This is a genomic window from Rhizobium sp. J15, from assembly GCF_002531825.1.
Classification (GTDB): domain Bacteria; phylum Pseudomonadota; class Alphaproteobacteria; order Rhizobiales; family Rhizobiaceae; genus Rhizobium.
Map to the genome: position 1 here is coordinate 1 of NZ_NWSX01000052.1, position 23,369 is coordinate 23,369.

Annotated in this window: 21 protein-coding genes; 19 read left to right on the forward strand and 2 right to left on the reverse strand. The window is 59.6% G+C overall.

Annotation, left to right across the window (positions count from 1 at the left end; all coding sequences use genetic code 11):
- Positions 1-142 precede the first annotated feature (142 nt).
- From CO670_RS28045 to glcF, 11 genes are all read left to right on the forward strand, one after another.
- Complete coding sequence (locus CO670_RS28045; RefSeq protein ID WP_097593238.1) at positions 143-1,129, forward strand: LacI family DNA-binding transcriptional regulator; 987 nt, start codon at positions 143-145, stop codon at positions 1,127-1,129.
- A gap of 81 nt (positions 1,130-1,210) precedes the next feature.
- Positions 1,211-2,143: a substrate-binding domain-containing protein gene (locus tag CO670_RS28050; protein ID WP_004673304.1), complete on the forward strand. Its 933-nt coding sequence runs from the start codon at positions 1,211-1,213 to the stop codon at positions 2,141-2,143.
- A gap of 75 nt (positions 2,144-2,218) precedes the next feature.
- A complete protein-coding gene (locus CO670_RS28055) occupies positions 2,219-3,763 on the forward strand; it encodes a sugar ABC transporter ATP-binding protein (RefSeq protein ID WP_037114956.1) in 1,545 nt (514 codons plus the stop codon).
- Complete coding sequence (locus CO670_RS28060) at positions 3,760-4,806, forward strand: ABC transporter permease (RefSeq protein WP_097593239.1); 1,047 nt, start codon at positions 3,760-3,762, stop codon at positions 4,804-4,806. The genes CO670_RS28055 and CO670_RS28060 overlap by 4 nt, the downstream gene beginning before the upstream one ends.
- Before the next feature lie 60 nt (positions 4,807-4,866).
- A complete protein-coding gene (locus CO670_RS28065; RefSeq protein WP_097593241.1) occupies positions 4,867-5,646 on the forward strand; it encodes a 5-oxoprolinase subunit PxpA in 780 nt (259 codons plus the stop codon).
- Positions 5,639-7,237, forward strand: coding sequence for an urea amidolyase family protein (locus tag CO670_RS28070; protein ID WP_097593242.1), 1,599 nt, complete (start codon positions 5,639-5,641; stop codon positions 7,235-7,237). The genes CO670_RS28065 and CO670_RS28070 overlap by 8 nt, the downstream gene beginning before the upstream one ends.
- Positions 7,234-8,943 carry a biotin carboxylase N-terminal domain-containing protein gene (locus CO670_RS28075; RefSeq protein ID WP_097593243.1) on the forward strand — a complete coding sequence of 570 codons (1,710 nt, stop codon included), beginning with the start codon at positions 7,234-7,236 and terminating at the stop codon, positions 8,941-8,943. The genes CO670_RS28070 and CO670_RS28075 overlap by 4 nt, the downstream gene beginning before the upstream one ends.
- 22 nt (positions 8,944-8,965) lie before the next feature.
- Positions 8,966-10,018 (forward strand): lipoyl synthase, encoded by a 1,053-nt coding sequence (gene lipA, locus CO670_RS28080; protein ID WP_097593244.1) that lies wholly within the window; start codon positions 8,966-8,968, stop codon positions 10,016-10,018.
- On the forward strand, positions 10,009-11,466 hold the full coding sequence (locus tag CO670_RS28085; protein WP_097593246.1) for an FAD-linked oxidase C-terminal domain-containing protein: 1,458 nt from the start codon (positions 10,009-10,011) through the stop codon (positions 11,464-11,466). The genes lipA and CO670_RS28085 overlap by 10 nt, the downstream gene beginning before the upstream one ends.
- On the forward strand, positions 11,456-12,607 hold the full coding sequence (locus tag CO670_RS28090) for an FAD-binding protein (RefSeq protein WP_097593247.1): 1,152 nt from the start codon (positions 11,456-11,458) through the stop codon (positions 12,605-12,607). Before CO670_RS28085 ends, CO670_RS28090 begins: the two co-directional genes overlap by 11 nt.
- Position 12,608: 1 nt before the next feature.
- The gene (glcF, locus tag CO670_RS28095) at positions 12,609-13,934 is read left to right on the forward strand and encodes a glycolate oxidase subunit GlcF (RefSeq protein ID WP_097593249.1); all 1,326 of its coding nucleotides are present in this window, start codon (positions 12,609-12,611) and stop codon (positions 13,932-13,934) included.
- A 5-nt stretch (positions 13,935-13,939) separates the two neighbouring features.
- Here the strand turns inward: glcF and bhcR are convergent, their stop codons facing one another.
- A complete protein-coding gene (bhcR, locus tag CO670_RS28100) occupies positions 13,940-14,749 on the reverse strand; it encodes an HTH-type transcriptional regulator BhcR (protein WP_004668650.1) in 810 nt (269 codons plus the stop codon).
- 195 nt (positions 14,750-14,944) lie between these two features.
- Between bhcR and bhcA the strand changes: the two genes are divergently transcribed.
- The 8 genes from bhcA (at position 14,945) to CO670_RS33745 (ending at position 22,249) form a co-directional block, all read left to right on the forward strand.
- On the forward strand, positions 14,945-16,135 hold the full coding sequence (gene bhcA, locus CO670_RS28105; protein ID WP_097593250.1) for an L-aspartate--glyoxylate aminotransferase BhcA: 1,191 nt from the start codon (positions 14,945-14,947) through the stop codon (positions 16,133-16,135).
- A 9-nt stretch (positions 16,136-16,144) separates the two neighbouring features.
- Complete coding sequence (bhcB, locus tag CO670_RS28110) at positions 16,145-17,092, forward strand: beta-hydroxyaspartate dehydratase BhcB (RefSeq protein ID WP_097593251.1); 948 nt, start codon at positions 16,145-16,147, stop codon at positions 17,090-17,092.
- An 11-nt stretch (positions 17,093-17,103) separates the two neighbouring features.
- Positions 17,104-18,267, forward strand: a complete 1,164-nt coding sequence (gene bhcC / locus CO670_RS28115; RefSeq protein ID WP_097593274.1) for a 3-hydroxy-D-aspartate aldolase BhcC — start codon at positions 17,104-17,106, stop codon at positions 18,265-18,267.
- Between the two features lie 36 nt (positions 18,268-18,303).
- Positions 18,304-19,269 carry an iminosuccinate reductase BhcD gene (gene bhcD, locus CO670_RS28120; RefSeq protein ID WP_097593253.1) on the forward strand — a complete coding sequence of 322 codons (966 nt, stop codon included), beginning with the start codon at positions 18,304-18,306 and terminating at the stop codon, positions 19,267-19,269.
- Positions 19,270-19,278: 9 nt separating this feature from the next.
- Positions 19,279-20,298 carry a glyceraldehyde 3-phosphate dehydrogenase NAD-binding domain-containing protein gene (locus CO670_RS28125; RefSeq protein WP_097593254.1) on the forward strand — a complete coding sequence of 340 codons (1,020 nt, stop codon included), beginning with the start codon at positions 19,279-19,281 and terminating at the stop codon, positions 20,296-20,298.
- Complete coding sequence (locus CO670_RS28130) at positions 20,285-21,307, forward strand: phosphate acyltransferase (RefSeq protein WP_176539038.1); 1,023 nt, start codon at positions 20,285-20,287, stop codon at positions 21,305-21,307. The genes CO670_RS28125 and CO670_RS28130 overlap by 14 nt, the downstream gene beginning before the upstream one ends.
- Positions 21,308-21,593: 286 nt before the next feature.
- Entirely contained in the window at positions 21,594-21,935 is a 342-nt protein-coding gene (locus CO670_RS33740) for an AraC family transcriptional regulator N-terminal domain-containing protein (RefSeq protein ID WP_348628113.1), read from the forward strand.
- The gene (locus tag CO670_RS33745; RefSeq protein ID WP_348628114.1) at positions 21,881-22,249 is read left to right on the forward strand and encodes a hypothetical protein; all 369 of its coding nucleotides are present in this window, start codon (positions 21,881-21,883) and stop codon (positions 22,247-22,249) included. Before CO670_RS33740 ends, CO670_RS33745 begins: the two co-directional genes overlap by 55 nt.
- A gap of 158 nt (positions 22,250-22,407) precedes the next feature.
- Here the strand turns inward: CO670_RS33745 and CO670_RS28145 are convergent, their stop codons facing one another.
- Positions 22,408-23,352, reverse strand: a complete 945-nt coding sequence (locus CO670_RS28145; RefSeq protein WP_097593256.1) for a MurR/RpiR family transcriptional regulator — start codon at positions 23,350-23,352, stop codon at positions 22,408-22,410.
- Positions 23,353-23,369: the final 17 nt, after the last annotated feature.

A 23,369-nucleotide genomic window follows, 5' to 3' on the forward strand; every position in this document is an offset into this window, starting at 1 on the left:
TCGAGCCGGACTGGGTCGCCCGCGTCTGCCTCGAATATCTCAAGCCCCTCGTCGAGGCCGCAAACGAAAAGGCAAAATCAACAAAATAAGCCTGCGGCTAAATGAGGATGTAATCGTTAACATCAGATGCTTTGGATGCGATATGACGAAACCACCAACCATACGTGATGTCGCACGTCTCTCGGGCGTCTCGACCGCCACCGTCTCGCGTTACTTCTCCGGAAAGACCGACGCGATCGCTCCTCGCACGATCGAGAGCGTCCGTCAGGCGGCGAAGGTCCTGGGATATACTCCATCAGAAATCGGCCGTTCTTTACGGCTTGCTCAAAGCCGCGTCGTGGTCATGCTGGTGCCGGACGCGACCAACCATTTCACCGCCGACATCGCCGTCTCGGTGGAAAGTGCCCTCAAGGGCATTGGCCTGTCGATGGTTCTGGCAAACACCGGTGAAAACGCCGCGCAGCAAGATCGCCTTCTCGCTGACGCTCAAGGACTGCGCGCACGCGCAATCGTATTACAGGGTGCGATCGACACCCCCAGGCTCCGGGAACTGGTCGCAAAGCAGGGCAATCTGATCTTCGCCAACCGGCGGCCGGCTCAGGGAATTGTCGCCCCTTATGTGGGGATCGACAACTTCCAAGCCGGACTGGCGGTCGGGCGATACTTCATTGAGCGTGGCTATGAGAACTGGGTCGCGATCCATGGCCCACGCCATTATTTTGGCAGTACTGCAAGACTGGACGGTTTTATTGCCGGCGTGGGCGATGCCTCGCGCGTGCTGCAGTTCGAGAGCCCCTACACGATGCAGGCCGGCTACGAGCATGCTTGCCGACTTCTTGACCTCGCACCGAAGAAATACAGCGTCTTCTGCGCAAACGACATGATCGCCTATGGTTTCTACCGGGCGGCTATGGAGCGCAATCTTCGTGTGCCCGACGACCTTGTCATCTTCGGCTTCGACGACAACCGCCTGAACGAGTGGTTGGCCCCTTGGTTGACCACGGTGAAGGTCCCTGCACTCGAATTCGGCCCGGCAATCGCCAAGCTGATCGAAATGCCCAAACCCGGTTTCGAGGATGGTCGAAGTATCATTTTGCCATTCGAGCTGAAGGTTCGGCAATCCGCCTGAACCAAGAGACGTCCCGGTGTCGGTGGACGTTCCGGACAAACAATCGGGTGCTGCCGGACACCCGTTAAAGGGGAATAGATAATGAAGCGAATGACTATACTGACAGCATCCATGGTATTTCTTGGATCGACGGCCTTCGCCGGTGACATCGGCGTTAGCATCTCTCACAGCGATTCAAATCTCGCCGTACTGGTCAAGGGTATCAAGGACAGGGCTGCACAATCGAACCAGCCGCTGCAGATCGAGTTTGCGGAAGGCGACGTCAATCGCCAGCTGTCGCAGGTGCAGAACTTCATTGCGGCAAAGGTTGACGCCATCATCGTCAATACGGTCGAAACCTCCGCAACGCCAACCATGACCAAGCTTGCAGCCGACGCGGGCATCCCGCTCGTATACGTGAACAACACGCCGAGCGACGTTCACGAGCTTGGTCCGAAGGCTGCATTCGTCGGTTCCGACGAGAAGGTAGCCGGTACGCTCGAGGCGCAGGAAGTATGCCGTGTTCTCAAGGAACGCGGAAAGGCGAAGGCCGCCGACATCCTGATCATTCAGGGCGTACTCGCCAACGAAACTGCAGTGCTGCGCAGCCAGGCCGTGCACGAAGTTGCCGCGACGGCCGAATGCAGTTTCATGAAGATCATCGACGAACAGTCGGCAAACTGGGATCCGGTGAAGGCCCAGGATCTGGTGACGAACTGGATTACCGCCGGATACCAGCCGGCGGCGATCATCTCGAACAATGACGAAATGGCGATCGGCGCCATCAATTCACTCAAAGCGTCCGGCCTCAACGGGGTGATCGTCGCCGGCGTCGATGCGACGAAGGAAGCGATGCAATACATGAAGAACGGCGACCTGCAGGTCACCGTCTTTCAGGATGCGATCGGACAGGGCGCCGGATCGGTCGATCTGGCCATGAAGCTCGCAAAGGGCGAGAAGGTCGAGTCGCCGCTCTGGATTCCCTACGAGCTGGTCAATCCGGCAAACGTCGAAACCTACCTCAGCAAAAACTAGCGCGGGATGAACACGCAGGCGCACCATGGTGCGCCTGCCAGCCTCATGAGACGGGTCACGGAAGGGTTTGGTTACATGAATAAGGTCTCCCCCTCAACTATCAAAGCCGTAAGAGAGAGCGGGGCCGTTCCAGCAGCCGAATTTCTCCTGCAGGTCGAAAACGTCCGCAAGGAATTCGCCGGGAACGTCGCTCTCGACAACGTCTCCTTCCGGCTTCGTCGGGGCACCGTTCACGCACTCATGGGCGAGAACGGCGCTGGCAAGTCAACCTTGATGAAAATCATCGCCGGCATCTACACGCCCGATGCGGGGGATTTTTATCTCAACAACGTGCCGATCAAGCTGCGCAGTCCGCTCGACGCGCTCGACAACGGCATTGCGATGATTCACCAGGAACTCAACCTGATGAACCACATGACGATCGCGGAAAATATCTGGATCCGCCGCGAACCGCGAAATCGCTTCGGTCTTGTCGATCATCAGGAACTACGTGCCAGCACATACCGCCTGTTCAAGGAGCTCGGTATCGATCTCGACCCCGACGAGAGGGTGGGACAGCTGTCGGTAGCGAGCCGTCAGATGGTCGAGATCGCCAAGGCCGTCTCCTACCAGTCGGACGTCCTCATTATGGACGAACCGACGTCGGCGCTGACCGAACGGGAAGTCGAGCATCTGTTTCGCATCATTCGCACGCTGAGGGAGCAAGGCAAGGGTATCATCTACATCACCCATAAGATGAACGAACTATTTGAGATTGCCGATGAGGTATCGATCTTCCGGGACGGTCGGCACATCGCAACCAAGGCATCCAGGGACCTCACGCGCGACGAGGTCATTCGCATGATGGTCGGGCGTGAAATTTCGCAGATGTTTCCCAAAGTGGAATCGAAGATCGGAGAGGTCGTTCTCAGCGTCAGAAATCTTGGCCTGAAGGGTGTGTTCGAGGACGTATCGTTCGATCTTCATGCCGGTGAAATCCTCGGTTTAGCTGGACTGGTCGGCGCCGGCCGTTCCAATATCGCCGAAACGATCTTCGGCGTGACCCCCGCAACTTCGGGAACCATCGCCCTTGGCGGCAAGGAGATCAAGATCACCTCTCCGAGCGTCGCCATGGAGAACGGCATGGCGTTCCTGACCGAAGACCGCAAGGAATCGGGGTGTTTCCTGCTGTTGGACATCCAACAGAACATGCAGTTGGCCGCGCTCCGTGGTGGGTATGTCAAGCACGGTTTCGTGCAGCAGAAGCGCCTCTCCAAAGAATGCGAAGAGATGAAAACCACGCTACGCGTGAAAACTCCGAGCATGGGCGAGAAGATCCTCAACCTTTCCGGCGGCAACCAGCAGAAGGTGCTGATCGGTCGATGGCTGCTGACTAAACCCAAGGTGCTCATTCTTGACGAACCAACGCGCGGGATCGATGTGGGCGCCAAGGCGGAGATCCATCGAATGATCTCCACGCTCGCCTCCACGGGGGTCGCCGTCATCATGATCTCCTCCGAACTTCCGGAGATTCTCGGCATGAGCGACCGCATCGCCACGATCCGTCAGGGACGGCTGGCGGGCATCCTGGACCGCGCGGACGCGGACCAGGTTAAGATCATGGAGCTCGCCGCACAATGAATACGAGCGACGCCGCAGGATTGGCAGACACGCGCGCTGCCAAGCGCAAGTTCAAGAGCGAGATGTCGATGGCCTTTGTGCTTGTCGGCATCGCGCTGATCTTCGAGGTGCTTGGTTGGATTTTCGTGGGCACGTCGTTCCTCGGTAACGACCAGCGCCTGTCGATCATCATTCTCCAGGTCTCGGTGACCGGAATTCTGGCCGTCGGCGTGACGCATGTGATCATCACCGGTGGCATCGACCTGGCATCCGGTTCCGTAGTCGGCCTTTCGGCAATGGTCGCCGCCTCGCTGGCGCAGGGCTCGGCGGACGTACGCGCGCTCTATCCCGGCCTCACCGATCTCTTCCCCCTCTGGCCGATCATGGCCGGCCTGCTCGTCGGCCTGATCACCGGATGGATCAGCGGTTTCCTGATCGCCAAAACCGGCATCCCGCCCTTCATCGCCACCCTCGGCATGATGGTCTGTGCCAGAGGCGCCGCCAAGTGGTATACGCTCGGCCAGCCGATCGGCCTTCTGACGCCCCAGTTCACATGGATCGGAAAGAGCTATCTCATCCTCGGCTTTCCGGTCCCCCTGCCGGTGCTGATCTTCCTCGGCGTCGCCATCATCTCGCATATTGCCCTCGGCTATACCCGCTACGGCAAATATACCTATGCGATCGGATCCAACCCGCAGGCCGCAAGGGTCTCGGGCATCGACATCGGATCCCATCTCATCAAGGTCTACATCGTTGCAGGCGTGCTCTCCGGACTGGCCGGCGTCGTCACCGCAGCGCGTGCAGCATCCGCCCAGCCGACCATGGGCACCGCATACGAACTCGACGCCATCGCCGCTGCCGTCATCGGTGGCACATCGCTCGCCGGCGGTTCCGGCCGCATAACAGGAACGCTGATCGGAACAATCATCCTCGGCGTCATCACATCAGGTTTCACCTTCCTAAAGATCGGTTCCTATTACCAGGAGATCATCAAGGGAGCCATCATCGTACTCGCCGTCGTCATCGATCAATACAGACGATCAAGACAGGCTAGGGGATCTTAACGGACAAGGCTGCGGCGGTGGGATCATCCCATCGCCCAATCGCTCAAGAACAGGCGCAAAATGGCGACGATAGATTTGAACAGCGATCTCGGTGAAAGCTTCGGCCCATGGCAGATGGGCGACGATGCCGCTTTGCTGAAGATTGTCTCCAGCGCGAATATCGCATGCGGCTTCCATGCGGGCGATCCTGCCGGAATTCTCAAGGTGCTGCATGCGGCCCACGCGTGCGGCGTGGTGGTCGGCGCGCATGTCGGCTACAGAGATCTGGTCGGATTTGGCCGTAGAAACATGGACCCGGCAAGTCCCGAGCTCATTGCCGATACGATTTATCAGATTGGCGCCCTTCAAGCGCTGGCCGCCGCCGCTGGGACATCGGTGCGCTACGTCAAGCCGCATGGAGCGCTCTACAATACGATCGCCCACGATTCGAGACAGGCGTCGGACGTGATCAGTGCTATCCGGCAGCTCGATAAGGGGCTGGCGGTGGTTGCTTTGTCTGGCTCGCAATTCGTTGAGCAGGCACGATCGGCTGGCTTGAAGGTCATATGTGAAGCCTTTGCGGATCGGGCCTACAATCGCGATGGCAGCCTTGTCAGCCGCCGGCAGCCCGGAGCCGTCATTCATGACAGCCGCGAGGTCTGCGCGCGAATGCTGCGCCTCGTGCAGGAGGGACGGATAACGGCCATCGACGGGACAGATATCGCAATCGAGGCACAATCGATTTGTGTCCACGGCGATAGCCCGGACGCCGTGGCTATCGCCAGGTCATTGCGCGAAACCTTCTCGACACACGCGATTACAATCCGGTCCTTTGCGTCGGGGGTCGAAGACAATGTCTGAGAACATCCGGTTCCTGCCGTCTGGATCAAGTTCGCTACTCGTCGAACTCGATGGGTTACAAGAGACCCTTAGCCTTCTCGACGCGCTGCGTGCCCAGCTTCCCGAGGGCGTAAGAGACATCATCCCCGCCGCGCGCACCATCATGGTGGATTATGATCCGGCAATCGTCAGCCGCCATGCCTTGATACACCTGATCTCCAGTCTTGACCTGTCTTCGCAGGCGGTGCGTCATGGTGAAACCTTCGAGATTCCCGTAAACTATGACGGAGAGGATTTGCCGGACGTGGCCGCTCTGCTCGGCTGCACGCAAGCCGAGATAATCCGACGTCATACCGAGGCGACATTCATCGTTGCGTTCGTGGGCTTCGCACCGGGTTTTGCTTACATGACCTGTGACGATCCGATTTTCAATGTTCCGAGGCGAACCACCCCTCGGGTTAGAATACCTGCCGGCTCCGTCGCGCTCGCCGGGAGGTTCGGCGGTGTCTATCCGTCCGACAGTCCGGGCGGATGGCAACTGATCGGCCGCACTCCGCTCGAGATGTGGGACCTGTCACGCGAGCGCGCCGCTCTGCTGACGCCCGGTGATCGGGTCCGGTTCGTGGACCTTGCACAAATAGACACCTCGGAGTCGCCGAAGTTCGCAAAATCGCTTCCAAAAAAGCGGCCCCCGGCAAAAGGCGGCATTCGTGTCATTCGCGCCGACCGTCCGGCGCTCTACCAGGATCTTGGACGAAGCGGACGATCCGGCCAGGGCGTCTCGACGTCCGGAGCAATGGATCGCGAAAGCTTGCGGCGTGCAAACCTGGCTGTCGGAAATGCGCAGACGGAAGGTGCGATCGAGATTGCGTTCGGTTGCTTTGAATTGAGGGCAGACCGACCCATCACTGTCGCGGTGACAGGGGCGACATGCCCGCTGACCATCCGCACGCCCAGCGGCCGGCAACTGGGTGCCGCCCACGGTGAGGCAATCGCACTCGACGAGGGTGACGAGCTGGTGCTCGGCTTCCCCGACAGAGGCAGCCGCAGTTATCTCGCGTTGCGCGGCGGCTTCGCCGTTGACGCTGTTCTCGGCTCGGTATCGGTGGACACGCTCGCCAAGATCGGACCCGATCCGATCGCCGAAGGTGACTTTCTCGTTCCTGCCGGCCGGCCGGCCAATGCGGTGTGTTTCGGAGGACCGCCACCCCGGTTGCCGGACGACAAGCTGCCGGTGACGCTTGATGTCATCCTCGGTCCCCGAGCGGATTGGTTCACCCCGAACGGCGTCGATACCTTCCTCGGACAGGAGTGGGTGGTAACGCCGGAATCCAGCCGTGTCGGCATTCGTCTTGCCGGAGCGCGGACCATCGAGCGGAAAGACGACGCCGAGCTCCCGTCGGAAGCGACGGTGCTCGGCGCGATCCAGGTTCCACACAGCGGCCAACCCGTCCTTTTTGCGGCCGACCATCCCTTGACGGGCGGCTACCCGGTCATCGCTGTCGTTGCCGCCCACCACCTGGACCTTGCTGGCCAGCTTCCGATCGGTGCACGCGTGCGGTTCAAGGCGGCAGGCGATCAAAATCATATCGTTGGGGAGACAGGCAGATGAAAAAACTTCTTATCGCAAATCGGGGTGAGGTCGCCGTCCGTATCGCCCGCGCAGCCCGCGACTATGGGATAAAATCGGTTGCGATCTACTCGGACGCCGATGTCCGCTCGCTTCATGCCGAAGTCGCCGACGAGGCTTACGGTCTTGGGCCCGGCAGGCCAAGCGAAACCTATCTCGATATAGACAAGATCCTCGCGATCGCCGTCCGCTCCCGTGCCGACGCAATTCACCCCGGATATGGTTTTCTTTCGGAACGCGCCGAATTCGCCAAGGCGGTCATCGATGCCGGCCTTATTTGGGTGGGGCCGAAGCCGGAGGTCATTACCGCTCTGGGCGACAAGGTCGAAGCGCGTCGCATCGCTGCCAAGGTTGGCGCTCCGCTCGTCAAGGGATCGGACGGGCCGTTGGCATCGGCTGCCGAGGCTGTCGCCTTCGCCAAGAAAGCCGGTTTGCCGCTCGCCATCAAGGCGGCATTCGGTGGCGGCGGACGCGGGATGAAGGTGGCTTGGAAGCTGGAAGAGGTTGGCGAACTGTTCGATTCGGCCGTTCGCGAGGCAACAGAGGCCTTCGGACGCGGCGAGTGCTACGCCGAGCAATTTCTCGACAAGCCGAGGCATGTCGAAGCCCAGATCGTCGCCGACACCCGAGGAAATACGGTCGTGCTCGGGACGCGCGATTGCTCGCTTCAGCGCAGGAACCAGAAGCTGGTCGAAGAGGCGCCTGCGCCTTTCATCACTGAAGAACAGCGGACTCGGATACATGAATCCGCCCGCGCGATCTGCGTGGAGGCCGGTTATACCGGCGCGGGAACGGTAGAATTCCTTCTCGCGCAGAACGGCGTCATTTCGTTCCTGGAAGTCAACACCCGATTGCAGGTGGAACATCCGATCACAGAGGAAACAACCGGTATCGATATCGTTGTCGAACAGCTGCGAATTGCCGACGGGCTTCCCCTCTCGGTCACGCAGACGCCGGCGCCGCGTTGCCATGCCTTCGAGTTCCGGATCAACGCCGAAGATGCCGGACGTGGCTTCCTGCCGACACCGGGGCTCATCAGCCTGTTCAGACCGCCTTCCGGACCGGGCGTGCGGCTGGATGCAGGCGTCGAGACGGGATCGGAAATACCCGGCCTTTACGATTCGATGATGGCGAAGCTGGTCGTTACCGGATCCACACGAAACGAAGCGCTTGCGCGCGCGCGACGAGCGCTTTCAGAATTTCGTATTGAAGGCGTCGCTTCGGTCCTGCCGTTCCATCGCGCAGTGGTCGATGAGCCTGACTTTGTCGCTGATTCGGGGTTCAAGGTCTTTACGAACTGGATCGAGACCAGCTTTCGCGGAATTGAACCAGATGCGCGGGTCGCCGTCGCCGAGACCGGTGTGATCCGCAGCTTCATGGAAATCGACGGAAAGCGCCACTCGATCGCATTACCCGCCCATCTTTTCGCCGGCGCCGCCGTTCCAACAGAGCGGGTCTCCAACGTGACGATCGCTGGAGACGACGCGGTCACCGCACCGATAGCCGGGACGCTCCAGCAATGGCTGGTCGAAAACGGGGTTCAAGTTGAAAAAGGTGATCCGGTGGCGGTGATCGAGGCGATGAAGATGGAGACACGTATCAACGCACCGAAATCCGGCCAGATTGAAATCGGCGTCGAGAAGGGCTCCGTGGTGAGCTTTGGTGCAAAGCTCGCGGCAATCCATTGATCGCTTATCAGGCAAATCCGTGATGGTGACAGTTTTTGATATTATTGGTCCCGACGCCAAGCGCGTGCGCCATCCGGAAAAGGCGCATCGGCCGGATACCGAGGTCATGCGCAAGCCGGACTGGATCCGCGTCAAGGCGCCGACCTCCAAGGGCTATGCCGAGACGCGGGCGATCGTGAAGGAGCACAAGCTCGTCACCGTCTGCGAGGAGGCCGGCTGCCCGAATATCGGCGAGTGCTGGGACAAGAAGCACGCCACCTTCATGATCATGGGCGAGATCTGTACCCGCGCCTGCGCCTTCTGCAATGTCGCCACCGGCAAGCCGAATGCGCTCGATATGGCCGAGCCTCAGAACGTCGCCAAGGCGGTCAAGGAGATGGGCCTGTCCCACGTCGTCATCACCTCGGTCGACCGCGACGACCTGGAAGATGGCGGCGCCGAACATTTCGAAAAGGTGATCTGGGCGATCCGCGCGGCTTCGCCGGCAACGACGATCGAAATCCTGACGCCGGATTTCCTGAAGAAGCCGGGTGCCTTGGAGCGCGTCGTCGCCGCCAAGCCCGATGTCTTCAATCACAATATGGAAACGGTTCCCGGCAATTACCTCACAGTTCGCCCCGGCGCCCGCTATTTCCATTCCATCCGCCTGCTGCAGCGGGTGAAGGAGCTCGACCCGACCATGTTCACCAAGTCGGGCATCATGGTCGGCCTCGGCGAGGAACGCAACGAGGTGCTGCAGCTGATGGACGATCTGCGCACCGCCGATGTCGACTTCCTGACGATCGGCCAGTACCTGCAGCCGACCCGCAAGCATCACAAGGTCGAAGGCTTCGTCACCCCGGACGAGTTCAAGTCCTACGAGACGGTCGCCTACAGCAAGGGCTTCCTGATGGTCGTCTCCAGCCCGCTGACCCGCTCCTCCCACCACGCCGGCGATGATTTTGCCCGGTTGCGGGCGGCGCGGGAGAAGCGATCGAAGGAAGCAAACGACGATCCGCGTCACGATGATCGGATGCGACCACGTTCTGGTGAGCAGGTCGTCACACATGAAAACCGGGGGGACGAATGTCACTGATTGCAATGCCACCGGCGAGTGCCGACATTCTCTCGCGCGCATCTCAGATAGTCGCAAGCCTCAAGGCTGTCCTGCCCCCCGGCACCGTCATCTGCGATATCGAGGAAACCCGGGCCTATGAGTGCGACGCTCTGACGGCCTATCGGTGCCCGCCGCTCGCCGTGGTTCTTCCTCGAAGCACCGATGAGGTCGCGCTCGCCATGCGGACCTGTCACGAGCTCGGCGTCCCCGTCATCCCCCGAGGCGCCGGAACATCACTTGCGGGCGGTGCGCTGCCGACGGCCGATAGTGTCGTGATCAGCACGATACGCCTGCACGACATCCTCGAGATCGACACAGCCAATCGCTACATCCGCGTCCAAACCGGGGTCACGAATCTTGCGGTTACCGCGGAACTGGAAGCAGGGGGGTTTTTCTACGCGCCCGATCCTTCCTCGCAGCTTGCATGCACGATCGCCGGCAACATAGCGATGAATTCCGGCGGCGCCCATTGTCTCAAATACGGCGTCACCACCAACAACCTTCTGGGGGTCCGCATTGTGACGGCGGCGGGCGAGATCGCCGAGATCGGTGGAACGACCTGCGGCACCTTCGGTCTGGATCTTTTGGGACTGATCTGCGGATCGGAGGGGCAGCTGGCAATCGTAACCGAGGCGGTGCTGAAGATCGTGCCAAAGCCGGAAGGGGCACGACCGATGCTGATCGCCTTTGATAGCGCGGAAGTCGCGGGTGAGTGCGTGGCGCGCATCATTCGCTCCGGCCTGCTGCCGGTCGCGATCGAATATATGGACGATCTCTGCCTGCGGGCCGTCGAAGCCTTCGCCAAAGCCGGTTACCCTGTCTGCGCCGCACTCTTGATCGTTGAAGTGGAAGGCTCGGAAGATGAGATAAGGAGCCAAACCGAAGCCATTCATTCGATCGCCTCCCAACTCAATCCCGTCGAATTTCGCAGCAGCAGAAATGCCGAGGAATCGCTCGCCATCTGGAAGGGCCGGAAGTCGGCATTCGGGGCCATGGGCCGGCTTGGAGACTATCTCTGCCTCGACGGAACCGTTCCCGTATCGCAACTGCCTTACACGCTGAAACGAATCGGGGAACTTTCAAAGGACTATGGTCTGGAGGTGGCAAACGTCTTCCATGCCGGGGACGGAAACATGCACCCGCTTATCCTATTTGATGCAAACACTCCCGGCGAGCTAGAAAAGGCCGAGAGATTTGGCGCCGACATTCTGCGGCTTTGCGTCGATGTCGGCGGATGCCTGAGCGGCGAGCATGGCATTGGCATCGAGAAGCGCGATCTGATGCCGAAACAATTCACATCCATCGATCTTGCCCTTCAGATGGAGGTCAAGAGCGTCTTCGACCCCGGCTGGTTGCTCAATCCGGCAAAGGTTTTTCCGTTGGATGCGAGCAGAACTTTTCGCGAGGCGCGCGCCGATGGTCGCTAAGCCTTGCTTCGAGGATAATTGCCTCGCGCCCACGTCTGAAGGCGAATTGTCGGAGCTTGTCGCTGAGAGCGCTCGGTCGGGAACGAAGCTTCGCGTCATCGGCGGCGGTACGCGCGTTGAACCGGTGAGCATGGCGAGCGGGCACGGGGCCGTATCCACGCGACTGATCTCCGGGATTGTCGACTACGAACCTGGCGCGTTGACGCTCGTGGCGCGCGCCGGCACGCCGCTGAATCAGATCGAGACCTTGCTGCAAAGCGAAGGTCAGATCCTGGCCTTCGAACCGATGGACCATCGTCATTTGCTTGAAACGACAGGCACGCCCACGATCGGGGGTGTGGTTGGCGCAAATGTCTGCGGACCGCGCCGATTGCTTGCCGGCGCCTGCCGTGACCATCTGCTCGGTGTTCGTTTCGTCGATGGATCGGGACGCATTGTCAAGAACGGTGGACGCGTGATGAAGAACGTCACGGGTCTTGACCTCAGCAAATTGATCTGCGGATCGTTTGGAACCCTGGGAATTGTGACCGAGGCTTCCATCAAGACAGCGCCCGCTCCGGAAAGAGAGGAAACGCTGGTTTTCAGTGACGTCACGGCTTCTGAGGCAACCTCCATCTTTTCAACGGCGCTCGCAACGCCGTTCGAGATTTCCGGCGCTACCTACTTCCAAAGCACGGCAACGCTCCGGATCCAGGGTTTCTCGCAGCAGATTGCCTATCGTCGAGAACGGCTAAAGGAACTGTTTTGCAGTTATTCCATCGATGTTTTTGATGGGGAGCGAAGCAAGCAGTATTGGATCGGCATCCGCGACGTTCGGCATTTTGTCGCTACCGAGCACCCCGTCTGGCAGATCCTGGCCCGGCCGACGGATGCGCCCGATGTTGTATCGGCTCTGGAGCGCTTGGGCGGCACTACCTCGCTGGATTGGGGCGGTGGACTTATCTGGTATAACGGCGAGGCCTCTGCGACCGACGTTCGTCGTGTCTGCGGGCGCAGCCAGGCGAGGGTAGTCCGCGGCACGACCCTCGGCCCCAAGTCCTTTTTTCCTCTTGAAAACGAATTCGTATCGCGCATCAGCCGGTCGCTGCGTGCGACATTTGACCCTGCCGGGATTTTGAATCCCGATTTGCTGGATCGCTGACATGCAGACAAATTTCGACAAGACTCAACTCGCTGATCCGGCCATCCAAAGATCGAATGAAATCCTTCGTTCTTGCGTCCATTGCGGCTTCTGCACTGCAACCTGCCCGACCTACAAGGTTCTCGGCGATGAACTCGACAGCCCGCGCGGGCGGATCTATCTCATCAAGGACATGCTGGAAAACAGCCGGGTCCCGGACGAGAAGACGGTCTCGCATATCGACCGCTGCCTCAGTTGCCTGAGTTGCATGACTACGTGTCCGTCGGGTGTTCACTACATGCATCTGATCGACCATGCCCGCGAATATGTCGAAACCCACTATAGGCGGCCAATTGTCGAGCGAGCGCTTCGGTGGATTTTGGCGCAGATATTGCCCTATCCCGGCAGGTTCAGGCTGGCTCTCCGCTCAGCGAGGCTTCTTCGCCCGATCAAAAGCCTGCTTCCGGACGCTCGGCTGCGAGCCATGCTGGACATGGTGCCGGAGCATGTGCCAGCGCCGAGCCGGAACGACAGGCCGCAGGTGTTCCGCGCCGCCGGCGAGCGACGAAAGCGGGTGGCACTTCTGACCGGATGTGCGCAGCGCGCGCTGAACACGGACATCAATGATGCGACGATCAGGCTTTTGACGCGCCATGGCTGCGAGGTCGTGATCCCGAAGGGTCTCGGTTGCTGCGGCGCGATCACCCATCATATGGGAAAGGCAGCACAAAGCCATGCCGCTGCTGCCACCGCGATCAACGCTTTCACCGCGGAAATCGAGAGGGAGGGTCTCGACGCCATCGTCATCAATACGTCGGGATGCGGAACGACCGTCAAGGATTACGCCCATATGTTCCGCGACGACCCGCTGGCCGGGAGAGCCGCGCGCGTCGCGGCACTGGCCAAGGACATTACGGAACTGATGAATGATCTCGGCGGGCTTCGGCAACCGCTCCTGAAAGAGCGGTTGCGCGTCGGCTATCACGCCGCCTGTTCGCTTCAGCACGGCCAGCAGATCAAATCGCTTCCGAAGGACCTGTTGAAGAGCGCGGGATTCGAGGTTTTCGAGCCGAAGGATGCTCATATCTGTTGCGGATCGGCCGGAACCTATAATCTCATGCAGCCAGCGATATCCGCAGAATTGCGAACCCGAAAAGTAAAATCCATCGAGCTTGTCAGGCCGGATGTCATTTGCGCCGGCAACATCGGTTGCATGGTCCAGATCGGCTCGGGAACCGACATACCGTTGGTTCATACGATCGAACTGTTGGACTGGGCGACCGGGGGACCACGACCGCGTTCGCTGCCGTCTGCCGGGCCGCAGGCGCACGAGGGCGGGTCGAGATGAGGAGCTTACGACGCGCCGAGCCGGTTGGAAACGAGCCTGGCTGCCTCGATAACGCGTTGACCTATACGTTTTACCTGCCGGTCGGGCATCCGATGCGCAGGCCCCGATACCGAGATCCCCGCGACTGCTTCACCGTGGACGTTCAAAACGGGAGCAGCGACACATCGCATTCCGGCGGCCTTTTCCTCATCATCGAAGGCATAACCCCGTTGCCGCGTGATCTCCAATTCCTCCCTGAGCTGGTCAACCGTACGCAAGGTATTGGCCGTGAAGCGTTGGAGCGTCGTGCCTTTGAAAAGGGCGCCGAACCTCTCTTCGTCATAGGTGCTGAGAAGTGCCTTTCCGATCCCGGAAGCGTGCAGGGGCGAGAGCGTGCCTGGCGGAAAGAAGGCCCGGATCGATTCATGGGTTTCGACTTGGCTCACGAACAAGACCTTTCCATTTTTCTCTATTCCAAGATTGGACGTCTCGCCCGTCTCCAGCATCAGCTCGCGCATGACGGGACGGCTTCGTTCGATCACGTTCGTCCGTCTCAGGAACGCCGCGCCGAGGCGATAGGCTTCCGGGCCGATATGGAAAATCTGACCGTCCGGGCTCATCTCGACATAGTCCCGGCGTTCAAGGGTTGCCAGAACGCGGTGCATGGTCGCTGCGGACTGGCCCAAATGTTTCGCAAGCTCGGACAGCGTCATTCCCTCCGGCGACGCAAGCGCTTCCAGGACGTCCAAGGCGCGATCGAGCGACTGGACAACATTCTGCGTCTGGGGATCGTTAAACCCTTTCGGCCGCCCCCGGCGACGTACCGGCACAGTCATCGGCTTCTCCTTACAGAAACAAATTTGGATATGAGATGCACTGAAAAACACCATCATACAATGAAAAAATATAAGTATCTGATTTATATCACACATACGTATTTTTTGCTAATTTTGAAAAATGTTTTCAAAAAAATATACTGCGGATCGAGGTCGTGCTACTCATAGGTTATCGACAGCAGGAAGCTTGGAAAAATGTATACGCAAAACCCCGTCTTCATACCTGGCCCGACGAACATGCCGGAAGTCTTGCGCCGGGCAGCGGATCTTCCGACGATCGATCACCGATCGGCAGCCTTTGCAGACATCCTTCAGCCGGCGCTCGCCGGTGTGAGGAAGGTCGTGAAGTCCGAAAATGCGGAGATCGTCGTATTTCCGGCGACCGGGAGCGGGGGATGGGAAGCCGCGATTACCAATCTCCTGAGCCCGGGGGACAAGGTTCTCGCCGCCCGGCATGGGATGTTCAGTCATCGCTGGATCGATATGTGCCAGCGCCACGGACTGCAGGTGGATGCCGTTCACTCATCCTGGAAGCAGCCGCTTCCCCTGGCTGAATACGAAAAGAGGCTTTTTGCCGATAAGGGGCACGACATCAAGGCGGTGCTTGTAACGCACAATGAGACTGCGACCGGGGTCAAGTCGGACGTCGGTGCGGTCCGCCGTCTCCTCGACGAAGCCAGGCATCCGGCGCTGCTTCTCGTCGACGGCGTGAGCTCGATTGCATCCATGGACTTCCGCATGGACGAATGGAAAGTCGACGCGGCGATCACCGGCTCCCAGAAAGGCTTCATGCTTCCCGTGGGCCTGGCGATCCTTGCGCTGTCGCCGAAGGCGATGCAGGCGGCCCAGTCGGCAAAGCTCCATAGAGCGTTTTTCGACATCCGGGAGATGGCAAAAACCTATCCTTCGAGCGGCTACCCATACACACCGTCCATCGGCCTGCTGAACGGCTTGAAGGTGTCGACCGAGTTGCTGCTCGGGGAGGGACTGGACAATGTTTTCAAGCGCCATGCCCGCATAGCATCAGGCGTACACGCCGCTGTTTCAGCCTGGGGACTGCGCCTTTACGCGCAGGAAGCAAGCTCGTACTCGGATACCGTAAGTGCAGTCGAGACCCCCGAAGGGTTCGATGCGACCTCCATCGTCACCCATGCTGCGCAGAAGTACGCCGTTGCGTTTGGCGCCGGTTTAGGGGACGTCGCCGGCCGCGTCTTCCGCATCGGCCATCTCGGAAGCATGAGCGACGTGATGGCTCTATCAGGGATCGCGGCCGCCGAGATGGCGATGGCCGATCTGGGCTTGCCGATCCGCCTGGGCTCCGGTGTGGCGGCGGCACAAGAGATCTACCGCAACACCGCCGCTACGCCGGCCCGCAACGCAGCCTGAGGGGCCAACATGTATATTCCGACGATCTCCGACGTGTTCGAGGCGCATGACCGTATTCGCCGCTTCATCCACCGGACACCCATCATCACCTCGAGCTACATCAATTCGCTGGCCGGCGCCGAGCTGTTCTTCAAATGCGAGAACCTCCAGAAAGCTGGCGCCTTCAAAGCCCGCGGAGCGTCAAATGCGGTCTTCGGCCTGAGCGACGAACAGGCTGCCAAGGGCGTCGCGACACATTCGTCCGGCAACCATGGGACATGCCTGTCCTATGCCGCAGGACGCCGCGGTATTCCCTGCACGGTCATCATGCCGCGCAGCGCTCCGCAGGCCAAGAAGGACGCCGTGCGCGGTTACGGCGGCACGGTGGTCGAATGCGAACCCTCGACCTCTTCGCGAGAGGCGGTATTTGCCGAAGTCGTCGCGAAATCCGGAGCGGAATTCGTTCACCCTTACAACGACGCGCGCGTTATCGCCGGCCAGGCGACATGCTCGCGAGAGCTTCTGGAACAGGTCGGCAATCTCGAGGCCGTCATCGCGCCGATCGGCGGAGGCGGCATGGTTTCGGGCACGTGCCTGACCGTTTCCAACCTTGCCCCGCACGTCAAAGTCTACGCTGCGGAGCCTGAACAGGCCGATGACGCCTACAGAAGCTTCAAGGCGGGCCACATCATCGCCGACGATGCACCGAACACGGTTGCTGACGGGCTCAAGGTCCCGCTCAAGGATCTGACGTGGCATTTCGTGAAGCATAACGTCAGCGATATCCTGACCGCTTCCGAGGAAGAAATCATCGAGGCCATGAAGCTGATCTGGAAGAGAGCAAAGCTTGTCATGGAACCGTCGAGCGCCGTTCCGCTTGCCGCAATCTTGAAAAACAAAAGCATCTTCGCCGGCAAGCGTGTCGGCGTCATCATCACCGGCGGAAATGTCGATCTCGACACCCTGCCCTGGCAATGAAGGGGAATATCATGAACGCAGATGCAATATTCAATCAGCTGGACGTTGGGTATGATGTACCGGCGGTACCGGGCATGTCCGTAGACGAAATCCAGACGCCGTGCCTTATCCTCGACCTCGACGCACTCGAGAGAAATATTCGCAAGATGGGCGACTATGCGAAGGCGCACAACATGCGTCATCGCGCCCACGGCAAGATGCATAAGTCGGTCGATGTCCTGCGGCTGCAAGAGAAGCTCGGCGGAGCGATCGGCGTGTGTTGCCAGAAGGTTTCGGAAGCAGAAGTATTCGTGCGCGGCGGGATCAAGGATGTCCTTGTGTCGAACCAGGTCCGCGATCCGGCGAAGATCGATCGGCTTGCCCGGCTGCCCAAGCTCGGCGCGAGAATAATCGTCTGCGTCGACGACCCGGCCAACGTCGCAGAACTCGCGAGCGCTGCCCGCAAGCACGGCACGACCATCGAGTGCTTCGTTGAAATCGACGTCGGCGCGGGACGGTGCGGCGTGTCGTCAAGCGCCGCGGTGGTGGATCTCGCAAAGGCCATTGCAGGTGCGCAGGGGCTCCGCTTTGCCGGCGTACAAGCCTATCAGGGCGCAATGCAGCATATCGACAAATATGCCGACCGAAAGGCAAAGCTCGATCTTGCCGTGGCACAGGTGAAGGAAGCCGTCGACGCTTTGAAGAAGGCCGGCCTGGAACCGGAACTCGTCAGCGGCGGCGGCACCGGCAGCTATTATTTCGAAAGCACGTCCGGTGTTTACAATGAGCTGCAGTGCGGAAGCTACGCGTTCATGGATGCCGACTACGGTCGCATTCTCGACGAGGACGGCAAGCGTATCGACAAGGGCGAATGGGAAAATTCCCTGTTTATCCTCACCAGTGTGATGAGCCATGCAAAAGCCGACAAGGCGATCTGCGATGCTGGACTCAAGGTGCAGTCGGTCGATTCCGGATTGCCTTTCGTCTACGGGCGGGACGACGTGAAATACATCAAGGCAACCGACGAACACGGTGTGATCGAGGACGTTCAAGGCGTTCTCAAGATCAACGAGAAGCTTCGTTTGGTCCCCGGCCATTGCGACCCGACCTGCAACATCCATGACTGGTATGTCGGCGTGCGCAACGGCAAGGTCGAGACGCTCTGGCCCGTATCGGCTCGCGGCAAAGCCTACTAGCTCGCGAATTTCCCTTTTATCAGGATCAAACCGAACATGATCATCGTTCCCGAAAGCGCCATAGGCGAACTCGTTTCGCTCGAAGATTGCGTCGATGCCGTCGAAAAAGTCTTCGTATCCATGGCGGAGCGCTCGGCACATAACTTTCCGGTCGTCCGCGAAGCAACCGGTTACGCAGACGCGCTTTTCGGGTTCAAGTCGGGTTTCGACCGCGAGGGACTTGCCCTCGGCCTCAAGGCCGGCGGGTTCTGGCCGAACAATGCCGACAAGGGGCTGACGAACCACCAGTCGACCGTGTTTCTATTTGATCCGGAGACCGGTCGATGCCGCGCAGTTGTCGGAGGCAATCTTCTGACGGCACTTCGTACAGCCGCGGCGTCCGCAATATCGATCAAGTATCTGGCGCGCAGGGACGCCAGGGTTTTGGGCATGGTTGGAGCGGGACATCAGGCGTCGTTCCAGCTACGCGCCGCCATGCAGCAACGACAATTCGAAAAGGTGGTTGCGTGGAACTACCATCCGGAAATGTTGCCAAAACTCGCAGCTGTCGCCCAGGAACTCGCCGTTCCCTTCGAAGCGGTCGACCTTGACCGCCTGGGCGACGAGGCGGATGTGATCATCACGATCACCTCCTCATTCCAGCCAATTCTCAAGGCGCTACAGATCAAGCCCGGTACCCATCTGGCTTGTATGGGCACAGACACGAAGGGCAAGCAGGAGGTCGATGCTGCCCTCGTCGCGGAGGCAACGCTGTTTACCGACGAGATCGCCCAAGCGATATCGATCGGCGAATGCCAGCATGCCGTCGCGCAGGGCTTGATCGCTCCCATTGATATCGTCGAGATCGGCGCCGTGATCAATGGGCAACAACCCGGACGAACCTCGCCGGATCAGATTACCCTCTTCGACGGCACCGGGGTCGGCCTTCAGGATCTGGCTGTTGCGCAGGCGGCGGTCGGACTGGCGCTCGCCAGGGGCACCGCCGTCGAGGTTGATTTTTAGGTACCGTCCATGAATCGCGCTCCGCTTCGTGTTGCCATCAACGGGTTTGGTCGGATCGGAAGGACTCTTCTACGCCAGGCAATGGACAGGGTCGATGTCGATGTGGTGCTGATCAATGATATCGCGTCGCCGGAACTTGCTGCCTATCTTTTCCAATATGACAGTGTCTTTGGCCCCTGGCCCGGTTCTGCCGTCGTTGAGAACGATGTGCTGCACGTCAATGGACACTCGATTCCAATGACGACCAGTGCCGACCTCGCCGAATTGGACCTGTACGACATCGATGTCCTGTTCGAATGCACCGGCTCGGACGCCGCCGCCGCCAATGCACGTTGCTGCATTGGTAAAGGCGTTGGGCAAGTTATCGTCTCCGGCCCGGCATCCTGGGCCGACGCGACATTGGTACTCGGAGCGAACGCTGATTGCTTTCGAGGCGAGCGCATCATTTCGAACGGGTCGTGTACGACAAATGCGCTTGCTCCTCTCCTGCGGCTTGTCGATGAACTCTTCGGCGTAATCGGGGCTCAGATGACCACGGTTCACTGCTACACCGGCAGCCAGCCAAGCGTGGATCAGCCACGTGGAGACTTTGCACGGAGCCGGGCCGCGGCGCTGTCCATGGTGCCGACGACGACCAGCGCGCACCGTCTTTTGAAAGACGTGTTGCCGCATCTTGCCGGGTTGGTCGAGGCTCGCGCGATCCGCGTTCCAACCGCGAGCGTTTCGGCGATCGATCTGACTGTCGCCGTTCGTCATAGCAGCACCGAGCGTGAGATGAGCGAAGATCTGAAAAGAAAGACGGCCTCGTCGGCGATAATAGGTTGGACGGACAAGCCGCTTGTCTCCGTCGATCTTCGCGCACGGCCGGAATCGCTCGTGCTTTGCCGCCCTGAGATCTCGCTGGCACCCGGGGGACTTCTGCGGCTCTTCGGTTGGTATGACAACGAATGGGCATTTGCTGCGCGCATGCTCGATATGGCGCGCTACTTGCGGACCAAGCGCGAGGGAGGAAGCGATGCCAGCGCTTGAGGCTCCTGCGCATCGGTCATGCCTACCACCACAAATGCCCGGCTCGAGGAAGCGAGTTATTTTTGCCGAGGGACACGATCTGCGGATCCTTCGCGCCATTCAGGGCATTGTCGAAGCACGGTCCGCCATACCAATCGTCGTGGGCCAAGAGAAAGATATTCGCAAAAGAATCTCGGAAGCCAATATCGGCTTGAGGGCCGGCCATGATCTGGAGATCGTGGAGCCGAACGACGAGTTCGAGTGTTTCGACCAGTGGCTGGCCTACAGCTCGGCACAGCAATTGAAGTGGAGCGTTCCGGACCTGCCCTTATTCATCAGAGACAGTCGCAATACGGCCTCTGCTGCACGGCTCGTGGCTGGATCGCACGCGGATTGTGTGATTTGCGGAACTTCGGGAGAGTTTGCCTGGCATTTCGTACAGTTGAAGGAGACCCTGGCGTCGCTGCAGCGGCGGACGGCCGGGATGCTGCACCTGCTATTTGCCCACAACCGGCTGCTATGTCTCTCCGACGTCCTGATCGACGGTGACGCAAATCCTTCCCAACTTGCAGAAGTCGCCGTTACCGCAGCGCAGCATGTCTCTGCGATCGGTGCAAGGCCAAAGATCGCCCTGTGTCTGGACAGATGCGGGAAAGATATTTCGTCCCAGGGCGACAGACTACACGCGGCCGCACAGATCGTAAAAACAATGGCGGCCGAGATAGACGTTGATGGTCCGGTCGCTCTCAAGGATGCGATGGGCGTTATGAGCGGAAGACGGGCGCAAGGGACGAGCACTTCCTACAACGTCCTCGTTTTTTCCAGGGCCGGAATTGCCACGACAGTGCGAGATGTGTTGCGCTCGAACTCGGATTGGAGCGAGTTCGGGCCGCTTTTATTGGGAACAGAAAACCGTGCTCATATCGTCACGCCGGAGATTTCGTCCGAAGCGCTGATTGATATGGCAGCTTTTGCCGGAAAGCGCCTCGACGAAGCCATCCCAGCCGTCGGATCAACAGGGCACAAATGAACTTGAAACTAATGGAGCCGCCATGACGACAGGGAAAGCAGACGCCGAGGTTCAGACTTGCGATTTGAGGGCTCACTATCGGCCGCTTGCCCTCAAAGCGGTAGTCGCTGCCCATTGTATCCGCCCCAAAATCGTCGATCGCGACTCTCGCGATTGCGAACCCCACAGGTTTGACCCCGGCTTCCACGGTTATCCGGAACAGGACCTATGAATACGAAAGCATGAAATCGGATGTCCATCTGCCGATGGTCTGAAATCATGATGTTGGGACGATTGTGTTTTCGTGATGGATGACTGGTCGGATCAGGTTGCAAAACTTGCGGACGCGCTCACGCCCGATATCGGACATCATAAAACCTTGGCGCCCAGCGTCGGAATTTTCCGGGCGGACTCGGCGGTCACGAATATTCCGAAATTCCTGCATCCCGGCATATTGTTCGTGGTCCAGGGCAGGAAACGACTGTGCTGCGCTGGTAACGCTCACATTGTTGACAGGGATCATTTTCTGCTAACGTCCGCGCCTGTCGCCTTCGCATCGATACGGATGCTGACGCCACAAGCCCACTTCTCGGCATCCACGTCGCATTCGATCCTGCTGCGGCAATGGACATTGGCCGTGAAATCCTGAGGCAGGGCCGATCGACGAGCAGAGCCTTGGCGACATGCCGAACCTGCGGCCCCATGAACAAGCCGCTGAAAGACCTCGTCAGCCGGCTGCTCAACGCACTTCGTGATCCGGCCGCCTGCCGCATTCTGATGCCAGGGAGTCGGATGGTCGACCGGCCGGCGCGCGCCGTAGCCCGGCTCTACGGCCAAGCCGGCCGGTCGATCAGCCGGCCCGTTTCAGCCAACCCGAAGGGCCGGGCATCTTTTCGCAGGATCAGAGGCGATCGGCTCGGACGTACCTTAGGGTATGCCCGTCGCCAATCGCCTCTGCCCTGACGAAAACCTGCTCCGGCAGAATGCTTCAATCTAACCAGGAAAGGCTCTAGAGTACGGACGGGCTGAACTGCGTCACATGGGCACTGCACTTCAGCAAAGGCGCGTCGGCGCAGATGGTGATGTTCATTAGAATTTTTTCGAACAAACAGAACGGGTTATCAGGTCGCGTCGGCTATTCGTTTCGGGCGCCGCGAGTTTTTGGTGCCACCTGACAGGAGATATTCTCCGGAACTCACGAGGAAATGTTCATTGTCACGAATTCGGCGTTGTGCCGCCTCGCCGAGCTTGCTGATGGTCAATGCAGCAAGGATATTGGCGATCGCAATTGCTCCGAGGGTGGATTCGGGGAATGCCCGGCCGGACGACTGCGCCACGAAATGCAGCGGCCCCGCAAACTTGCTAATAGGTGCGGCGAAGCTGTCGGTGATGGCGATAACTCTCGCCCCTGAAAGCGAGGCCTTTTCAGTCAGCCTGTGCACCAGGCGGTTGAATGGCGCGAAGGTGACCGCGACAAAGGCATCGCCGGGCCGGATATCGTCCAAAGCGCCCTCCGGAGCTCCTCCTGGATTGTCCAGCAACACGATGTCGGGACGTGCTTTCTGCAGGGTGTAGGCGAGCGTATAAGCAGGCGTGAATGCCGTCCGCCGGCCGATCACATAGACTTTCGGTGCACGAGCCAGCAGTTCTACGGCACTTTCGAGTCTTTCCTCTGACAAATGCGCTCTTGCCTGCTCAACGACAGATTGCTCTGTCGCAAAGAAGGAATCGACGAAAGCCTTCAGCCCCGCGCTTTTGCCCATTTCGGCGATGAGCGTCCGCGCGCTTGCCTCATTCCGGTGGATGGACTGGCGATCCCGTTGGGGCCGTTCTGGTGTCGTGTCGATGAACTGCTGCCGTAGGTCACCATAGCCCGCCAAACCCAGCCTCTGAGCCAGCCTGACAAGATTTACCGGCTGAACATTCGCCCGCCGCGCGATCTCTCGCATCGAATAAAATGGAACTTCGTCCGCATTGTTGATGACGTAATGGGCCGCATCAACCATCTGCCCCGAGAGCTCGACGCATATTGCCTTAATTTGCTCGATCAACTCTGGTCTGGTCATACGTCCTCTCCGGAACA

Coding starts and splice junctions, on each gene's coding strand:
- CO670_RS28045 (WP_097593238.1), top strand. CDS start 143: ATGACGAAACCACCAACCATACGTGATGTCGCACGTCTCTCGGGCGTC.
- CO670_RS28050 (WP_004673304.1), top strand. CDS start 1,211: ATGAAGCGAATGACTATACTGACAGCATCCATGGTATTTCTTGGATCG.
- CO670_RS28055 (WP_037114956.1), top strand. CDS start 2,219: ATGAATAAGGTCTCCCCCTCAACTATCAAAGCCGTAAGAGAGAGCGGG.
- CO670_RS28060 (WP_097593239.1), top strand. CDS start 3,760: ATGAATACGAGCGACGCCGCAGGATTGGCAGACACGCGCGCTGCCAAG.
- CO670_RS28065 (WP_097593241.1), top strand. CDS start 4,867: ATGGCGACGATAGATTTGAACAGCGATCTCGGTGAAAGCTTCGGCCCA.
- CO670_RS28070 (WP_097593242.1), top strand. CDS start 5,639: ATGTCTGAGAACATCCGGTTCCTGCCGTCTGGATCAAGTTCGCTACTC.
- CO670_RS28075 (WP_097593243.1), top strand. CDS start 7,234: ATGAAAAAACTTCTTATCGCAAATCGGGGTGAGGTCGCCGTCCGTATC.
- lipA (WP_097593244.1), top strand. CDS start 8,966: ATGGTGACAGTTTTTGATATTATTGGTCCCGACGCCAAGCGCGTGCGC.
- CO670_RS28085 (WP_097593246.1), top strand. CDS start 10,009: ATGTCACTGATTGCAATGCCACCGGCGAGTGCCGACATTCTCTCGCGC.
- CO670_RS28090 (WP_097593247.1), top strand. CDS start 11,456: ATGGTCGCTAAGCCTTGCTTCGAGGATAATTGCCTCGCGCCCACGTCT.
- glcF (WP_097593249.1), top strand. CDS start 12,609: ATGCAGACAAATTTCGACAAGACTCAACTCGCTGATCCGGCCATCCAA.
- bhcR (WP_004668650.1), bottom strand. CDS start 14,749: ATGACTGTGCCGGTACGTCGCCGGGGGCGGCCGAAAGGGTTTAACGAT.
- bhcA (WP_097593250.1), top strand. CDS start 14,945: ATGTATACGCAAAACCCCGTCTTCATACCTGGCCCGACGAACATGCCG.
- bhcB (WP_097593251.1), top strand. CDS start 16,145: ATGTATATTCCGACGATCTCCGACGTGTTCGAGGCGCATGACCGTATT.
- bhcC (WP_097593274.1), top strand. CDS start 17,104: ATGAACGCAGATGCAATATTCAATCAGCTGGACGTTGGGTATGATGTA.
- bhcD (WP_097593253.1), top strand. CDS start 18,304: ATGATCATCGTTCCCGAAAGCGCCATAGGCGAACTCGTTTCGCTCGAA.
- CO670_RS28125 (WP_097593254.1), top strand. CDS start 19,279: ATGAATCGCGCTCCGCTTCGTGTTGCCATCAACGGGTTTGGTCGGATC.
- CO670_RS28130 (WP_176539038.1), top strand. CDS start 20,285: ATGCCAGCGCTTGAGGCTCCTGCGCATCGGTCATGCCTACCACCACAA.
- CO670_RS33740 (WP_348628113.1), top strand. CDS start 21,594: ATGGATGACTGGTCGGATCAGGTTGCAAAACTTGCGGACGCGCTCACG.
- CO670_RS28145 (WP_097593256.1), bottom strand. CDS start 23,352: ATGACCAGACCAGAGTTGATCGAGCAAATTAAGGCAATATGCGTCGAG.